11 protein-coding genes are annotated in these 12,667 nt (G+C 63.7%); 5 read left to right on the top strand and 6 right to left on the bottom strand.

From position 1 onward, the window contains the following. Positions 1–57: 57 nt before the first annotated feature. The 3 genes from H7X45_RS07745 to H7X45_RS07735 form a co-directional block, all read right to left on the bottom strand. Positions 58–576 (bottom strand): PH domain-containing protein, encoded by a 519-nt coding sequence (locus H7X45_RS07745; protein ID WP_246449391.1) that lies wholly within the window; start codon positions 574–576, stop codon positions 58–60. Between the two features lie 223 nt (positions 577–799). Then, positions 800–1,804, bottom strand: coding sequence for an NAD(P)H-dependent flavin oxidoreductase (locus tag H7X45_RS07740; RefSeq protein WP_187334345.1), 1,005 nt, complete (start codon positions 1,802–1,804; stop codon positions 800–802). A 163-nt stretch (positions 1,805–1,967) separates the two neighbouring features. Beyond that, positions 1,968–3,239, bottom strand: a complete 1,272-nt coding sequence (locus H7X45_RS07735) for an aspartate kinase (protein WP_187334344.1) — start codon at positions 3,237–3,239, stop codon at positions 1,968–1,970. Positions 3,240–3,339: 100 nt separating this feature from the next. Between H7X45_RS07735 and ubiG the strand changes: the two genes are divergently transcribed. Next, entirely contained in the window at positions 3,340–4,104 is a 765-nt protein-coding gene (ubiG, locus tag H7X45_RS07730; RefSeq protein WP_187334343.1) for a bifunctional 2-polyprenyl-6-hydroxyphenol methylase/3-demethylubiquinol 3-O-methyltransferase UbiG, read from the top strand. Between the two features lie 203 nt (positions 4,105–4,307). Here the strand turns inward: ubiG and H7X45_RS07725 are convergent, their stop codons facing one another. Beyond that, positions 4,308–4,979 (bottom strand): glutathione S-transferase family protein, encoded by a 672-nt coding sequence (locus H7X45_RS07725; RefSeq protein ID WP_187334342.1) that lies wholly within the window; start codon positions 4,977–4,979, stop codon positions 4,308–4,310. Positions 4,980–5,094: 115 nt separating this feature from the next. Beyond that, a complete protein-coding gene (locus tag H7X45_RS07720) occupies positions 5,095–5,772 on the bottom strand; it encodes a hypothetical protein (protein ID WP_187334341.1) in 678 nt (225 codons plus the stop codon). 164 nt (positions 5,773–5,936) lie between these two features. Between H7X45_RS07720 and H7X45_RS07715 the strand changes: the two genes are divergently transcribed. The 3 genes from H7X45_RS07715 to H7X45_RS07710 all read left to right on the top strand — a co-directional run bounded on the left by H7X45_RS07715 (position 5,937) and on the right by H7X45_RS07710 (position 9,454). After that, complete coding sequence (locus H7X45_RS07715) at positions 5,937–7,469, top strand: catalase (RefSeq protein ID WP_187334340.1); 1,533 nt, start codon at positions 5,937–5,939, stop codon at positions 7,467–7,469. Positions 7,470–7,679: 210 nt separating this feature from the next. After that, complete coding sequence (locus tag H7X45_RS15180) at positions 7,680–8,117, top strand: DUF2231 domain-containing protein (protein ID WP_214645477.1); 438 nt, start codon at positions 7,680–7,682, stop codon at positions 8,115–8,117. Further along, positions 8,114–9,454: a PQQ-dependent sugar dehydrogenase gene (locus H7X45_RS07710; protein WP_214645476.1), complete on the top strand. Its 1,341-nt coding sequence runs from the start codon at positions 8,114–8,116 to the stop codon at positions 9,452–9,454. The genes H7X45_RS15180 and H7X45_RS07710 overlap by 4 nt, the downstream gene beginning before the upstream one ends. A gap of 15 nt (positions 9,455–9,469) precedes the next feature. Here the strand turns inward: H7X45_RS07710 and H7X45_RS07705 are convergent, their stop codons facing one another. Next, complete coding sequence (locus H7X45_RS07705; RefSeq protein ID WP_187334338.1) at positions 9,470–12,169, bottom strand: TonB-dependent receptor; 2,700 nt, start codon at positions 12,167–12,169, stop codon at positions 9,470–9,472. Positions 12,170–12,415: 246 nt separating this feature from the next. On the opposite strand from H7X45_RS07705, the gene infA reads away from it, so the two are divergent. Further along, positions 12,416–12,661, top strand: coding sequence for a translation initiation factor IF-1 (gene infA, locus H7X45_RS07700; protein WP_187334337.1), 246 nt, complete (start codon positions 12,416–12,418; stop codon positions 12,659–12,661). Positions 12,662–12,667 lie beyond the last annotated feature (6 nt).

Genomic DNA, 12,667 nt, shown 5'->3' with positions numbered 1-12,667 from the left:
CATCCCTTCCCACAGGACGCTCTTCGCCCCAGGGGCGGGGCGGGGCCGCGGCCTCGTTCACAGCGTCTCGCGCTTGATATGCGCGCGGATCGCCTCGCGCATTTCGGCGGCGCGGGTTTCGTCGAGGCCTGGCAGGCTTACCGTGCTGTTATGCGTGCCTGCGGTGTGGACGATCAGCGTCGCCAGATCGAAGCCGCGATCGATCAGACCCTGATCGACATCGATATGCTGGATGCGTCCGAACGGTACGATCGTATCGCGGCGCCACAGATAACCGCGCGCCACGCGCAGCCGGTCCTCGCTCAGATCATAGCCCAGCCGCAGCCAGCGCCGCCCGGGAATGGCAAAGACGAGATAGAGGATAATCAGCGCCAGCGGGCCGAGCAGGCTGCCCTGCTGCCAACCGAGTTTTTCGGCCAGCACGAAATCCGCGACGGCCACGCCGACGAGCAGTATGAGACCGAGAATGCCCGCGTTGATGGTCATCACCCAGCGATAATTCGGCTCCACCGCGGTCAGCCCCTCAGCCTCACCCCAGAGCGGTTCGGCGGCAGCGGATTGGGGTTCGTCGGTCATGCTGCCTGTATCGCCAAGCTGTGTTGCGATTGCAAGACAGCCAGTGCGCGCCTCGACCAGCGACCGACAGCTTTCGCCCAACGCGCAAACTTTACCCGTTAGAGCCGTAGCCCTGAGCCTGTCGGAGTCGCAGACGGCCCTCGGGCCAACGGCGTTTCTCAGTCGAGAGCCGTGCTTCGACAAGCTCAGCACTCACGGTTTCAGGCCATTGCAGGCGGGTGAACTATCGCGCCAGCGCCTTCTCCGCTTCGTTCGCCAGCACGTTGATGATCTCGGCCGCGCTTTCTTCCTGCTTCACCATGCCGACCGACTGGCCGGCCATCAGCGATCCGTTCTCGACATCGCCGTCGATGACCGCGCGGCGAAGGGCCCCGGCCCAATAATGCTCGATCTGAAGCTGCGCCTCGCTCATCTCGATCTTTTCCTCGTCGAGCACGGCGGCGACTTCGCGCTGCTTGGCGGTGAAGGCTTCGGTGCCCTTGTTCTTCAAGGCGCGCACCGGAATGACGGGCAGGCGCGGATCGACCTGCACGCTGGCCACCGCATCGCGCGCGGAGGCGCGGAAGAAGGCCTTTTTGAAATTCTCATGCGCGATCGATTCGGTGGCGCAGACGAAGCGGGTGCCGAGCTGCACGCCCGCCGCGCCCATTTCCAGATAGCTGGCGATCGCCTGACCGCGCCCGATGCCACCGGCCACGAAGATGGGAAGCTGATCGGCCAGTTCGGGCAGGATTTCCTGCGCCAGAACGCTGGTGGAAACCGGGCCGATATGGCCGCCCGCTTCCATGCCCTCGATCACCAGCGCATCGACGCCGGTGCGCACCAGTTTCTTGGCGAGTGCGATGGCGGGCGCGAAGCAGATGATTTTGGCGCCCGTTTCGCGGATCGCCTCGATCGATCCGCGCGGCGGCAGGCCGCCCGCCAGCACGATATGCGTCACCTCATGCCGTCCGCAGACTGCGATCAGTTCCATCAGGTCCGGATGCATGGTGATCAGGTTCACGCCGAACGGCTTGACGGTGCGCTCCTTGGTCGCCGCGATTTCCTTGTCGAGAAGGTCCGGCGTCATCGCGCCGCAGGCGATCACGCCGAAGCCGCCCGCATTGGAGATGGCGGAAACGAGATTGCGTTCGGACACCCAGCTCATCGCGCCGCACATAATGGCATAGTCGCAGCCGAGGAAATCGGTGCCGCGAGACATCAGGCGGCGAAGGTTGGGATGGGTCATGGTGGTCCTGCTCGATCCCCTCCCGCTGGCGGGAGGGGTTAAAGGTGGAAGTCAGCGAAGCGAGCCGCTGAATCTGAAGGATCTTCCATGCCCACCCCGGGCCGCTCCCGCAAGCGGGTGGGGAGCTGAGAAGGGGGCATTCCCCTCAAAAGCGAGTGAGTGTCTAGTCCGCGTCCAGCCCGTAGGCGGTGTGGAGCACGCGCACGGCCAGTTCGGTCTCGTCCTCGTCGATCAGAACGCTGACCTTGATTTCGGAGGTGGTGATCGCCTGAATGTTGATCTTGCGGTCGGACAGCGCCTTGAACATGTCCGCCGCAATGCCGGCATGGCTGCGCATGCCGACGCCCACGACCGAGATCTTGGCGATGCGGCTGTCGGTGATCATGCGGTTGTAGCCGATCGCCTCGCGCTGGTTTTCCAGAATTTCGGTACAACGGACAAGGTCGCTGCGCGGCGCGGTGAAGGTGACGTCGGTCTCGCCGCGATCGCGCCCGACATTCTGGACGATCATGTCCACATTGATGTTGGCATCCGCCAGCGGCCCGAAGATGCGCGCCACCGCGCCGGGTTCGTCGGGAACGCGGGTGAGGGTGATCTTCGCCTCGTTCTTGTCGTGGGCGATGCCGGTGATGAGCTGGCGTTCCATGCTGGGGTCCTTGTCCTGTGCGGCGGCGAGTTCCTCGTCGCTCACGATCATCGTTCCGGGCAGGCTGTCTGCGGGCGGGGCACCGTCCTCCACGAAGCTGGAGAGCACCTGTACGCGCACCCCCTCTTTCATCGCGAGCCCGACGGAGCGGGTCTGCAGAACCTTGGCGCCGACGCTGGCAAGTTCCAGCATCTCTTCATAGGTGACCATCTTCAGCTTTTGCGCGCGGCTGACGATGCGCGGATCGGTGGTGTAGACGCCGTCGACATCGGTGTAGATATCGCAGCGGTCCGCCTTGATCGCCGCGGCCACGGCCACCGCGCTGGTGTCGGAACCGCCGCGCCCGAGGGTGGAGAGCCGCCCTTCATCGGTCATGCCCTGAAAGCCGGGAATAACGGCGATCTGGCCGGCCTGCATCGAGGCGATGAGATTGTCCTGCACGATCGATCCGATACGCGCCTTGCTGTGCGACAGGTCCGTGCGCAGCGGCAGCTGCCAGCCCATCCAGCTGCGCGCCTTCGCGCCGATCGCCTGTAGCGTCATGGCGAGGAGGCCGCTGGTGACCTGTTCGCCGCTGGCCACCACCACATCATATTCCGCCGGATCGAACAGCGGGTTCGCCTCGCGGCAGAACTGGACCAAGCGGTCTGTTTCGCCGGCCATGGCGGAGACCACGACGGCGACTTCATGCCCGCCCTCGGCCTGGCGCTTGACGATCTGCGCCACGCGCCGAATGCGCTCCGTCCCGGCCATGGAGGTGCCGCCGAATTTCATCACGATGCGGGCCATGTCGGTTCGGTCTGCTCCTTGGCGTGATGGAAAGTTACGAAAGAAACGAGTTCGGCGAAATTATCTTGGGGGCAAGCGGCGCACCTGATAGGCAGCGAAAATGAGCAATTCAAGCGTCGAAACCCTGTCCGCCCCCTCTAATTCGCCGTCCACGATCAATGCGGACGAAGCCGCGCATTTCGGCAAGATGGCTGCCGACTGGTGGGACCCCAAGGGCTCCAGCGCCATGCTGCACAAGCTGAACCCGGTACGCCTGCGCTATATCCGGCGGCAGGTGGACCGGCATTTTGCCTGCGACAAATGCGAATGGACGCCGCTTCAAGGTCGCAGCGCCCTCGATGTCGGCTGCGGAGCGGGGCTGCTCGCCGAACCGCTGGCGCGGCTGGGCGCGGCGGTGACCGCGATCGACGCCGCTCCGGAAAATATCGCCGCGGCCAAGGCGCATGCCGCCGGGGCCGGGCTCGATATCGATTACCGGGCAACCCCGGTGGAGGCGCTGGACGCGGGGCCGTTCGATCTCGTCACCTGTCTGGAGGTGATCGAGCATGTCGACGATCCAGCGCGCTTTGCCGCCGAACTGGCGGGCAAGCTCGCGCCGGGCGGGCTCCTCATCCTCTCCACCCCCAACCGCACGCCCGCATCGAAGCTTCTACTAGTAGAGGGCGCCGAACGCCTGGGCCGCATCCCGCGCGGGACGCATGATTGGTACAAGTTTCTCACCCCCGAAGAATGCGAGACGCTGCTGGCCGACGCCGGACTGGACGTGATCGACCGCGAAGGCATTGCCTTCAGCCCGGGCCAGGGCCTGCACCTCAGCGACGATCAGACGCTGAACTATATCCTGGCGGCGGTGAAGGCTGGGTGAAGACCCGCAAGCCGGAGGGAGAGATTGCTCCGGCGGTGCTTGAACAATCCTGTTACGTCACCCCGGGCTTGACCCGGGGTCCAGCTATATGAGCGACGTAAAAGAAAAAAGCTGGGCCCCGGGTCAAGTCCGGGGCGACGTGGGTTAAAATGGCGTGGGATGTTTTCGCGGCAGAAGCATCGGGCGGTGAACCCTGCGAAGCGTCAAAAATCCACTTCTTCGTAATGCGCAGGTGGTTTCACCACTTCCATGCGTTCGCTCAGCAGCGGGCGGAAGCTGGGGCGGCTTTTGAACATCGAGTACCAGCCCTTGGTCTGTTCGTGTCCGCTCCAGTCGATCCCGCCCAGATAGTCCGCGACCGATAGCTGCGCGGCGCAGGCTAGATCGGCGAGGCTCAGCGTCGATCCTGCGAGCCAACTGCGATGATCGATCAGATAATCGATATAATCGAGATGCGTGTTGGCGAGCTTCATCGCCTCGCGCAGCACGCGCGCATCGGGCGGTTGGCGATGGACAAGGCGTTTGTACATCCGCTCGTGCATTAGCGGGCCGGTGACATCGCCATAGAACTGCTCGTCGAACCAGGCGACCAGCCGGCGGATTTCGGCGCGATAGGCCGAACTGCCGCTGATCATCTTGTTGGTTTCGACAGTTTCCTCGAAATATTCGCAGATCGCGCGGCTGTCCGCGATCACCAGTCCGCGCTCTTCGTCCTCGATCACCGGCGTGCGGCCGGTGGGGTTCATGTCGAGAAATTCGTCACGCTGCGCCCAGGGATTTTCGCGCTCCAGCTCATAGCCCACGCCCTTTTCGCCCAGATGCAGGCGTACCTTGCGGGAGAAGGGACAGAGAGGGAACTGGTAAAGACGCCACATGCACCATGCTGTAGCTGCGCGCGGTCAAGCGGGGAAGGGGGCTGGTTGGCCGGATCGTCGATGCGGCCTGCTTTTGTAGATCAGCGGATCACCGATGCCGCCTCACGCGCTTCGCTCAGCCGGAAATGAATGCGCGCGCCTGTTCGTAGGCCGGTTCCCGCTCCTCCTCCGTATCTTGCGCCCTGCCGCCTGTAGCGGCATGCCAGCGGGCCAGCGTTGCGACCACTGCGAATTCCAGGCCCAGCAGCAGCGCGGGCAGAGCGGCGCTCAACGCTTCGCGCATCAACACGCTGGTGAAGATGGCGATCGTCGTGATGATCGCCGCGGCAAGGCGCTGCAGATTGCCGATCCGCGCCCAGTTCCGCTCCGTAACGAGCCATGCCACCATCAGCATGCGCGCTGCCAGAATGGCGAACATGGTGGTGAGCGTCTGCATCGCGAAGCGATTGCCTTCGTTCACCCCGCCCGGCGCCCATTCGCTCGCCGCGTGCGGATGCAGGCCCGGCAGATTGATGAAGGGATATCCGCCGATCGCCCCGGCGGTGAGGATCGCCGCGATCGGCAACATCAGGAAAAGCGCCACGCCGTAACGGCCCAGCGCAAGCCGTCCTTCCTGATGCTTGGGCATTTCGCGCAGAGCGCGCCACAGGCACTGGAAGGCGAAGGAGAGCGGTCGCCCTTCCTCGCTCGCGATCCGGAATTCCGCTAGCATCAGCCGCGCCCATTCGCGGCCGTAATTGCCGAGGCAAGCGATCGCGATGACCATGACGATCTTGGAAAGCGTAGAACTCATCGAACAATAATGTGGCAGACCGCGCCCGCCCGCGCAATCGGCTTGGTCCGGGGCGGCGAAGCAATGCGAAACGCGCCCGTTTTCCGCAGCTTTTCGAGGAACCGAAACGGTCGCCGAAACGTATGCAGAAAGACCCCACCATATGTAAGAAAGGCGACCGCGCCATGGCCAACAAGGTTCCCCCCACCACCACCGACGCCGGCATTCCGGTGCAGAGCGACGAGCATTCGCTGACGCTGGGACCGGACGGCCCGATCGTCCTCAACGATCATTACCTGATCGAGCAGATGGCGAACTTCAACCGCGAGCGGATTGCCGAGCGGCAGCCGCATGCCAAGGGTTCGGGCGCGTTCGGCCATTTCGAAGTCACCAATGACGTTTCGAAGTACACCAAGGCCAAGTTTTTGCAGCCAGGTGCGAAGACCGAAACGGCCATGCGCTTCTCCACCGTGGCGGGCGAGCGGGGCAGCCCCGACACTTGGCGCGATCCGCGCGGCTTTTCGGTGAAGTTCTACACCGATGACGGCAATTTCGACATGGTCGGCAACAATACGCCGATCTTCTTCATTCGCGATCCGTTGAAGTTCCAGCACTTCATCCGCTCGCAGAAGCGCCGTGCGGACAACGGCCTGCGCGATCACGACATGATGTGGGACTTTTGGACGCTGAGCCCGGAAAGCGCGCATCAGGTGACCTATCTGATGGGAGATCGCGGCGTGCCGAAGAACTGGCGCGAGATGAATGGCTATTCCAGCCACACCTATATGCTGATCAACGAAGACGGCGAGAAGTTCTGGGTGAAGTGGCACTTCCACACCAATGTGGGCGATGAAGGCGGCAACGCGCATTTCACGCAGGATGAGGCGGTCGAGATGGCGGGCAAGGACAGCGACTATCACCGCCGCGATTTGTTCAACGCGATTGCCGAGGGCAATGGGCCGAGCTGGACGCTGAAGTTCCAGATCATGCCGTTCGAGGATGCGAAAACCTATCGCATCAATCCGTTCGACCTGACGAAGACCTGGCCGCATTCCGATTATCCGCTGATCGAGGTCGGCAAGCTGACGCTGAACGAAAACCCGGTCGACTGGGATACGCAGATCGAGCAGCTGGCGTTCGAGCCGAACAATATGGTGCCGGGCATCGGCCTGTCGCCAGACAAGATGCTGCTCGCCCGCGGCTTCTCCTATTCAGACGCGCACCGTGCGCGCCTGGGGGTCAATTATAAGCAGATCCCCGTCAACAAGCCGAAGACGGAAGTGCATAGCTACTCGCGTGCCGGGCATATGCGCGTCGAGAACGCGGTTGATCCGGTCTATGCGCCGAACAGCTATGGCGGCCCCGCCGCGCAGCCCGAAGTGGGCGGCGAGGCGACCTGGTATGCCGATGGCGATATGGTGCGTCAAGCCTATACCCTGCGCGAGGATGACGACGACTGGAGCCAGGCCGCCGCGCTGATCAACGACGTGATGGACGATGCCCAGCGCGACCGGTTCGTCTCCAACGTCTCGGGCCATCTGGCCGACGGCGTCAGCGAAAAGGTGCTCACCCGCGCCTTCGAATATTGGCGCAATGTCGATGCGAAGATCGGAGAGCGGATCGAGAAATCGGTGCGCGACATGATCGGCGGCACATCGGAAGAGCCCGGCATGGCATCTGCCAAGGCGACGACGCCGGAAATGGAACCGGCCGAATAAGGCCCGCTTCCGGTTTGTAGATCACGAAAGGCCCCGCAGCGATGCGGGGCCTTTTCTTTACGGGCTGCCTGTCAACTTTCGTCCTATTTCCGATTTGGTCATCCGGGGCACTTTTCCGTCCACCGTTGGTTTGGATCATCACACCGATCGTGCTGTCCGGGGCAAACCAATTGGTAGCGCGCGAAGCCCATGATCTAGGAGAACATTGCCATGGCCAGGACCATGCACGACGCCCGATCTTTCATTCATCCTCTACACGCCATGTTGCTGGCCTTTCCGCTGGCGCTGTATAGCTCAGCACTGCTGTCGGACATTACCTATCTCAACACTGCCGTCGTCCAGTGGACCAACTTCTCCTCCTGGCTGATCGCGGGTGCGGATGTGTTCGCCGGCCTGGTGCTTGCATGGGCTTTGATTGGGCTGTTCGTCGGCCGCACCAGCAAGGCGCGCGGACGCGGTCTGATCTATCTGGCGCTCGTGGCGCTGATGTTCGTAACGGGCCTGATCAACGCATTCCAGCATGCGCGCGATGGCTGGGATTCGGTTGGAACGCTGGGTGTGACGCTGTCTGCGCTGTCCACCCTGTTCGCGCTTGCCGCCGCGTGGATCGCTTTTTCAGGATATGTGCACAAGGAGGTCCGCTCGTGATCCGCCAGGCCGCTTTTTCGCTCACCCTCGTTCTGGCGCTTGCCGCCTGTCAGAAGGACAGCAATCCCTCGCTCGATCAGACGGGGGAGCAGCCGCAGCTGCCCACCCAGAATGATGCGCTGATCCCGGCGATGACCATTCCCACGCCCGCAGGGTGGGACGGCGAACTGCCGACGGTGCCCGATGGCTTCACCATTGCGCCAATCGCCAAGGACCTCAAGATTCCGCGCCAGATGCTGGTGCTGCCCAATGGAGACATCCTCGTCGCCGAAGGGCGCGGGGGTCATGCTTCGCCGGTGCGACCGAAGGATGTGATCGCCGGGATCATCAAGAAGCAGGGCACCAGTGCGGTAAAGGGCGGCAACCGCATCACGCTGCTGCGCGATGCCGATGGTGACGGAAAGACCGATCTGCAGACCACCTTCATCAGCGGGCTCGATGCGCCTTATGGCATGGCACTCGTGGACGGCACGCTTTACGTCGCCAATCAGGGCAATGTGGTTAGCTTTCCCTACACCGACGGCGCCACGAGCATCGCCGGGCCGGGACGCGAGCTGACGAAGTTGCCGTCGCGGATCAACCATCATTGGACAAAGTCCATGACCGCAAGTCCCGACGGCTCCAAGCTCTATGTCGGCATCGGTTCCAACAGCAATGTCGGCGAGCGTGGTATGGATGTGGAAGAAGACCGCGCGGTGATCTGGGAGATCGACCGGGCCACGGGTGCCAGCCGCATTTATGCTTCCGGTGTGCGCAACCCCACGGCGCTCGCCATCAATCCGGCGACGAACCAGCTGTGGACAGTCGCGAACGAGAGGGATGAGTTGGGGCCGCAGCTGGTGCCCGACTATCTCACCTCGGTGAAGGAGGGCGCGTTCTATGGCTGGCCGTACAGCTATTACGGCCAGCACGTGGATCCGCGCATTCAGCCGCAGCGGCCCGATCTCGTTCGCAAGGCGATTGCGCCCGATTACGCGCTGGGCTCCCACGTCGCCGCGCTGGGGCTGGATTTCGCAAAGCAAGGAGGGTTCGGCGGCGCGATGAGCGAAGGTGCGTTCGTCGGCGAGCATGGAAGCTGGAACCGCCGCGATCCTTCGGGCTATAAGGTTGTGTTCGTGCCGTTTCGTGGTGGCCGCCCTTCGGGCAAGCCAATCGATGTGGTGGGTGGTTTCCTGAAGGGCGATCATGCGCGCGGCCGCCCGGTCGGCGTTGCGTTCGATCCAACAAGGCGCGCGCTGTACGTGGCGGATGATGTATCGAACACCGTGTGGCGGGTGGCGCCAAAGGCGGCGGCTCGTGCAGAGGCGGTGGCAAAGGGCGCTCGGGAACCTTCCTGAGCGCGTTTGCGCCGATCAGAACTGCTTGCGGAAATCGATCTCGATAAAGCGGCCCACGGGATCGACGAAGCCGGGCTGGTAGCGCAGCGGCGTGTTGCCGTCCGCGTCGCGCACATTCTGGATGCCGCCGAACAGATTGTCGACGCGGAGCGAAACGCGAGTACCCTTGAAGAAGCCCTTCTTCTTCTTCAGCACCTGCTCCAGATTGGCAAACAGCCGCAGATCGAAGGTCGCGAGATCGCCGAAGAACAGATCGCTCGAGCCGGTCAACGGATCGCCGTTGACGCGGGTCGCAGAGGCGTAGTTGCCGCGCAGGAACATGCCCATGCCCTTGTAGAAGATGCCGCCCTGCAGCTCTACCTTGTGACGCGGGCTGCCGCTCGCGCCGATCGCGTCTCCGTTCAGAAGGTCGAGCGGGGGCAGTTCGGGCCGGATCACGACTTCGTCCTGCAGCGTGTAGGTGTGGTATAGCGAGACGTTCCAGCGCGCCTTGCCGTCGTTGCCGCGGCCGAACATGCCCCCGCCGCGACGCCCGCCGCCCCGCTGCTGCCGCTGCTGGGGCCGCTCGGCCTGTTTCTCGCCGCCTTCACCCTCCGCCTTTTCGCCGTTCGCCGGTTTGCCCTCGGACTGTCCTTCGGCGCGTCCATTTCGTTCGCCGGACGGGGTGCTTCCCTGCTGTGCCACGCGCTTCGGAGAGGCCCGCCGCTCGCCGCCCGGTCCGCCGCGCCGCTCCTCGCCTTCATCCTTGTTGCCGCCGAATTCGCCGCGATAGTTGAGGCCCCAGCGGATACGCTCGGCATTCACTTCGCTGAAGGTGACGGGCCGGGCATCGAGCGCCAGCAGCGTCCCGTCCGGCCCGCGCGTCACGCGGTCCGGGAATGCGCCTTCGATGGCGGGAGTGAGCAGCGGAAAGGCGTTGGTCACATCGCGCGAGCGGTTGCGGTTATACTCCGCCTCGATCCGGAAATCGTCGAGGAAGGGCGGCTCCCAACCGATGTTGAACTTGATGTCATTGCGGCGCTCGGCGAGCAGCAGCGGGTTGCCGCCCGTCGTCCGGTCGATCAACACGGACTGGCCGGTGGTGAAATCGAATATCGGCACATTGGGCGTGACGATGATCGGCGCGCCTAGATCGGAAATGCCCGGCGCGCTTTCCTCGCCGATATAGCTGAACAGGATGCTGAGCCGCTCGGCCGGGGACCAGTTGAAGCCACCGCCGTAGCTGGCGATGCCGCCGAAATCGGTCAGCTGCCTGTAACCCGCATTGGCGTTCAGTGTGAGATCGCCGATTGCGTCCCACACGCCTTCGCGCCGGCTGCTGATGGGCAGCGAGACGTTGCCGCCCACGCTGGCCGTGCCGCGGCCGAGATCGGTGGCGAACGCCTCGCCCGATCGCAGCGCGGTTCCGCGGATATCCTCACGCGTGTAGCCGCCGTTGAGGTTCAGTTGCACCCCGCCGGCAGGCAGAGCGAACAGCTCGCGCGATCCCTCGGCAATCAGCGAAGCGGTGCTCGACAGGCTGGTGCTGCGATCGGGATAGGCGAAGGACAGGCCGCGCCCGATGTCCGCGCCGAAGGGATCGACGGCGCCGGCGGCCACCATGGCCTCCAGCGCTGCGCTGTCCAGCGCGCGGTTGGTGGTGATGTCGGTCTGATTTTCCGAATAATTGCCGTTCACCGACCAGCGGAAGCCTGAAGAGTCGCTGTTGAGCCCCGCGCTGGCCGACCGGGTCTGCACGGTCGAGTATCCGGCGAGGGGGCGGGGATCGGTGAAGGCGCGCGTCAGGACGGCGTCCTGCCCGGTCTGCGAAAAGGGGCTGGTGCCCGGCACGAACAAATCCACCGTGCCAAGGCCGTTGAGCGAATTGGAATCGGTCAGCTCGTAAGCGGCGTTGAGCGAGAGCTGGATCTTTTCGGTCAGGCTTTTGCTGTAGCTGCCGTTCAGTGAGAACTGGTCGCTTTGTGGCAGCAGGGTGCGGAAACGGCCGAGATCCACGCCGTCCGGCACCACGATATTGGTGGCCGCGCGCGCAATGCCGCGCTCCGCCTCGGTCAGCGAGGACTGGCTCGTATATTCGCCGTTGATGTTGAAGCGGAAATCGTCGCCGATGCGGGTGAGGCCTCCCTGCGTCTCCCATTTTGCGCGCCCGCCTTGCGAAGGCTGGCCATATTCCAGCTCCGCCGTCACGGACTTGAAATTATCGACCAGGATCATGTTGATGACGCGCTGATCGGGGCGATAGCCATATTGCAGCGCCAGCTCTTCGGGGAACACCTGCACCCGCTCGATCGCCTCGGGCGGAAGATCGCGCAGTTCGCGGAAGCTGGAGATGCGCCGTCCGTTCAGGAGGATCACCGGCCGCCCGCCGCCGCGCCCGCGCGCCGATCCGGTCTGCGGGCCCAGAAGATCGATCAGATCGCCGATCGAAGACGCGCCATAGCCTGCGATTTCCTCCGCACCGATCTCGTCCAGCACGGGAATGTCGGTATCCACCTCGCCGCGCAGCCGCGTGGCGCGCACCACTATATCCCCGCCGCTATAGATGCTTTGATCGGAAGCGTCCTGCTCATCCCCGCTATCTTGCTGCTCGCCTTGGGCGGGCACGGCATCGTCCTGCTCCTGCGCGGCGAGGGGGCCTGCCATCATAAGCGCGAACGGTGCCGCGGAGCAGATGAGGAGCCCCTTGGGCATAATGGAGGGCGCGGCTTGCGTCATGATCGGGAGAACTCTGCTGGCGTGGGGCGGGGATGGCCCGCCTGTTATTGTCTGCCCCGTTGGCCCATGGCTTAACCCGGCAATGATCGAAAAGTCGCGCGATATTCTGTAACCAATTGTCGCTGGTGGCTTCTCATCCCATGTTCATCGAATAGTGGCCCGCTTCCCTTTTGTTCCCAAGGCGGCTAGGGGGGCGAGCGAAACCGACGGCGCCGCCAAGCGGGGCCGCAAGCGATCAGGACAAGAATGGCGAAAGAAGAACTTCTCGAAATGCGCGGCGTGGTCCGTGAACTCCTTCCCAACGCGATGTTCCGCGTGGAGCTGGAGAACGGCCATGAAGTGCTCGGCCACACCGCCGGCAAGATGCGCAAGAACCGCATCCGCGTGCTGGTGGGCGACGAGGTGCTGTGCGAGATGACCCCGTACGATCTCACCAAGGCGCGCATCACCTATCGCTTCATGCCGGGACGCGGCGGCCCGGCACCGCGATAAGTTCCG

The organism is Novosphingopyxis iocasae, assembly GCF_014334095.1.
Taxonomy (GTDB): Bacteria; Pseudomonadota; Alphaproteobacteria; order Sphingomonadales; family Sphingomonadaceae; genus Novosphingopyxis; species Novosphingopyxis iocasae.
The sequence above is the reverse complement of the archived record's forward strand: the minus strand, read 5'-3'. Positions and strand labels throughout refer to the sequence as shown.